Consider the following 4,219-nt stretch of genomic DNA (forward strand, 5'->3'; position numbering starts at 1 on the left):
GCAGCATGCATGCCAAGCTGCGCAATGCCTCCTCGAGCCGCTCGATCGGCGGCGCGGCAAGCGCAGCCGCACGGCATTCGGCGCGTGTCCGGGGCCCATTGCGAAGGCGCTTGACGGCGTGATCGCGATGCCGCGACGCGCGGCGACGGCGACGCCCGCGGAACAGCAGACCGGCCAGAACGAGCACATGGAAGCGGCAGCACCGGCGACCGGCGCCAAGACCCGGTCGACATCTGGAATTTAGGTTTGAACCGGCGGGCAGCCAGGCTCAGGTCACGGCCGCCTCAGTACCTTTCGCCGCAATAGCATTCGGCCGATGAGATGCGATCGTTCCAGCCGGTATTGCTGAAATCGCGGACCCTTCGATTGAGCTCGATCGACCGGCCTCGCATCCGCGTATCCGAATAGGCGACGAGGGTGCAGCCGCGGCGCACGATCACCGAAGAGACGCGGTCGTTCCAGAACTGGCCGCCACGGAAGCTCACCGAATCGTCCGCCCCCAATTCCAGCGCGCGGCCGCGAAAATACGAGTCCTCGAACATGATGCAGCCCGCTTCGCCGTAAAACTGTGCACTGGCGCTGCCGGCGCAAAATATCGATGCGGCCGCCATCAGGATTGCAACAGATTTCATGGGACGTCTCCTCGTTTGCGCATGGACGCCGTATGATCGGCACGGCGGGAAACGACTTTGCATGGCCGGCACCGGGCAGGCAAGCCGGGGCGTGACAACTAGCGGCTGTCGAACATCCAGCTGCGATCGCGCCACATTTTCTCGCCGACCTGACAATCCACGATCGGCTTGTCCTGGGCGAGGACCATGGGCGGATGGGCCGCCTCGTCGGCCGCCCATTGTGGCGAATCGGGGCCGGCAAGTTCCAGCACCAGCTTGCGGCGGATCGCTTCCGGGAACTGCGTCCAGTCATTGACCGGTATCATGAAGGCGCCGGGACCACCGATGACGCAGTCGCTGTAGTAGCGGTCGAGATCGTTGACGTCGTAGGCGCCGGTGAAGCCGCCGCGCGTCATCAACGGCAGCCCGTTGATGGTGATGCCCTGGCTCACAACGATGTCCCGCGCCAGGTTGACGGGCGCCCCCTGGTTGTTGGGTCCGTCGCCGGAGATGTCGATGACGCGCTTGACGCCCTGAAAGCCGCTTTCGGCGAAGAGATCGCTGCCGAATTCCAGCGCGCCGGAAATCGAGGTGCGCCTTGCGCTGTCCGGCGGGTGGGCGTTGAGCTGCTCGACCACGCGCTCGGCATCGGCGCGATTGGCGATCGCAGTCCACGGCACGATGACACGCTGCCAGTTGTTGCCCGCCCATTCGACATAGGTGACGGCGATTTTGCCATAGGCGCCTTCGGCAATGGCTTTGAGCACGAGATCATGCGTCAAGGCCGCCGCATAGCCATGGCGCTGGATCTCGAGCTCTTCGGGCGACATGGAAAGCGAGACGTCGACGGCCAGAACCAGTTCGATATCGACGGGCTCGGCGGAAGATGCCGGCGCGGTGCCAAGCGCCAACGCCAGCGCGGCGCAGCCCGGAAGGAGATGTCTTGCACTGGCAAAAGCAGACATGCCGCAACGGTAAGCGAGAATCACGGCTGGACAAAGCGAAAAGCCCGGCACGGGGCCGGGCTTCTCATGCAGTTTGAAGAAACTCAGCTGCGCGGCTTCAGGTTCTCGGGATCGTAGAGGGGCTTGTAGCCGACGCCGGCGACCTCGACCGGATAGGTCTCGCCGAAATATTCGACGTTGAGCCTGCGCCCTTCCTGGGCATAGGCCCAGGGCAGATAGGCGAGCGCGATGTTCTTGCCGATGGTCGGGCCATAGGCGACCGAGGTGGTGAAGGAGCGGCGGCCGAGCTTGTCGACCAGCGTCTCGCCGGTTGCCGGATCCAGCACCGGCATGGTGCCGACCGGATAGCGCGCGACGCCGTTCTGATCGATGTTGTCGGTCATCACCAGCGTGCACAGCATGGCCGGCTGATGTTCGCGCGCGCGGTATTCCAGGTGCTTGGCCTTGCCGCAGAAGTCGTTCTCCTTGACCTTCGGACGGGCAAGGTCGGCTTCGAGCAAATTGTACTCGGTCAACAGGTCGGCGTTCTGCAGCCGCAGGCTCTTTTCCATGCGGCGCGTGTTGGCATAGGTCTCGACGCCGAACGGCATGACGCCGGTCGAGCGCAACGCGTCCCAGACGGCCAGGCCGTCCTCGTAGCGCATGTGCAGCTCCCAGCCCTGCTCGCCGACATAGGAGATGCGGAAAGCCGTCACATCCTTGCCGCCGATCCGGATTGGCTTGATCGCGGCGAACGGGAAGTTCTCCTGGATCAGGCCCTCGGGGTTCTCGACAACCTTCTGCAGGGTCGCCCGCGCGTTCGGTCCCCAGATGCCGATGGTGACGTACTTCTCGGTCACGTCGGTGACGGTGACATCAAAACCTTTGTCCTGCGCAGTACGCTGCATGTAACGGAAGTCGCGCGGGCCGGCGTCGGCGCCGTCGATCACCCGGCAGCGATCGGCCATGCGGATAACGGTGAAGTCGGCTCGCACCATGCCTTCCTCGTCGAGGAAGTGGGTGTAGATGCCCTTGCCGATGTTGTTGTCGCCGCCGATCTTGGCCGCGCACAGCCATTCCAGCAGCGCGACATGGTCGGGGCCTTCGACGTCATACATCGAGAAATGCGAGAGATTGACGATGCCGCAGTCTTCGCTCATGGCGAGGTGCTCGGCATTGGAGACGCGCCAGAAATGGCGGTTGTCCCATTCGTCCTCGCGCACCGGCACTCGGTTGCCGTATTTCTCCAGCAGGTGCTCGTTGGCGGCATAGCCGTGGGCGCGCTCCCAGCCGCCCAGCTCCATGAAGTAGCCGCCGAGCTCCTTCTCGCGCTCCCAGAACGGCGAGCGCCTGATGTCGCGACCCTTGGAGAATGGCTCGCGCGGGTGCACCGCCGGATTGTAGACCTTCATCGCCGTCTCGGTGCAGCGATCCCAGATGAACTGCTCCTGCGTCTGGTGCGGGTAGAAGCGCGCATAATCGATGGCGTGATGGTCGATCGAGGTGCGGCCGTCGGTCATCCAGTCGGCGATGAGCTTGCCCATGCCGGGGCCGTCCTTAACCCAGATGGCGACGGCGTACCACAGGCCCCTCACCTTCTGGCTTTCGCCCATCGACGGGCCGCCATCGGTCGTCACCTGCAGCAGGCCGTTGAAGGAGTGGCTCTCATTGTAGCCAAGCTCGCCGAGGATCGGCGTCAGCTCCATGGCGCGCTCGAGCGGCGCAAGGATCTGCTCCATGTCGAGGTCGCGCTGCGAGGGCGACAGCCGCGCCTGGTCCTTTTCCAGGAGGTCGCGCGGATGGCAGAGGCGCGGATTGGTCTCCTCGTAGTAGCCCCATTCGATCTGTCCGCCCTCGGCGGTCTTGGGGTCGCCGGTGTCGCGCATGTAGGCAGAGTTGCCCTGGTCGCGCAGCAGCGGCCAGCCGATTTCCTTGCCGGTGCCGGCGAACTCGTTGTACGGGCCGAAGAAGGTCAGCGGATGGTCGATCGGCATGACGGGCAGGTCCTCGCCGACCAGCGCCGCGGTCAAACGGCCCCAGATGCCGGTGCAGACGACCACATAGTCGGCCATGATCGTACCGCGCTCCGTCACCACGCCCTTGATGCGGCCGTTCTCGACGATCAGCGACTTGGCCGAGGTGTTGGCGAAAGACTGAAGCTTGCCTGAGGCGACGCCCTGGTCGACGAGCTTGCCGGCGACCGTCTGCGAGCGCGGGATGACGAGGCCGGCATCCGGATCCCACAAGCCGCCCTGCACCATACTCTCTTCGATCAGCGGGAACTTTTCCTTGATCTCGGCTGGCTCGATCAGGCGCGCCCGGGTGCCGAAGGATTTGGCCGAAGCGATCTTGCGCTTGATCTCCGCCATGCGGCTGTCGTCGCCGACGCGGGCGACTTCGAGGCCGCCTATGCGGGCGTAGTGGCCCATCTTCTCGTAGAAATCGATCGAATAGAGCGTCGTCCAGCACGACAGGAAGTCGTGACTGGTGGTGTAGCAGAAGTCGGACGCGTGCGCCGTCGAGCCGATATCGGTCGGGATGCCGGATTTGTCGATGCCGACAATATCGTCCCATCCGCGCTCGATCAGGTGATGGGCGACCGAAGCGCCCACGATCCCGCCCAGCCCGACGATGACGACCTTCGCCTTTTCCGGAAACCCTGCC

4 protein-coding genes are annotated in these 4,219 nt (G+C 64.4%); 1 reads left to right on the plus strand and 3 read right to left on the minus strand.

Translation table 11 applies throughout. The annotated features are described in order from the left end of the window. On the plus strand, positions 1-244 hold a 244-nt coding region (locus EN745_RS37555; RefSeq protein WP_210213783.1), incomplete at its 5' end, for a hypothetical protein. A 40-nt stretch (positions 245-284) separates the two neighbouring features. Here EN745_RS37555 and EN745_RS31060 read toward each other — a convergent pair. The 3 genes from EN745_RS31060 to EN745_RS31070 form a co-directional block, all read right to left on the minus strand. Continuing rightward, positions 285-611, minus strand: coding sequence for a peptidase inhibitor family I36 protein (locus tag EN745_RS31060; protein WP_245487881.1), 327 nt, complete (start codon positions 609-611; stop codon positions 285-287). A 119-nt stretch (positions 612-730) separates the two neighbouring features. Continuing rightward, the gene (locus EN745_RS31065) at positions 731-1,576 is read right to left on the minus strand and encodes a DUF1194 domain-containing protein (RefSeq protein WP_127423009.1); all 846 of its coding nucleotides are present in this window, start codon (positions 1,574-1,576) and stop codon (positions 731-733) included. Between the two features lie 83 nt (positions 1,577-1,659). After that, on the minus strand, positions 1,660-4,219 hold a 2,560-nt coding region (locus EN745_RS31070; protein ID WP_145992239.1), incomplete at its 5' end, for an FAD-dependent oxidoreductase.

Origin of the sequence: Mesorhizobium sp. M4A.F.Ca.ET.022.05.2.1 (assembly GCF_003998845.1) — a bacterium.
Lineage (GTDB): Bacteria > Pseudomonadota > Alphaproteobacteria > Rhizobiales > Rhizobiaceae > Mesorhizobium.

Bases quoted from the DNA above. Each gene is read 5' to 3' on its own strand.
- EN745_RS31065 (WP_127423009.1), bottom strand. From the start codon at position 1,576: ATGTCTGCTTTTGCCAGTGCAAGACATCTCCTTCCGGGCTGCGCCGCG.
- EN745_RS31060 (WP_245487881.1), bottom strand. From the start codon at position 611: ATGGCGGCCGCATCGATATTTTGCGCCGGCAGCGCCAGTGCACAGTTT.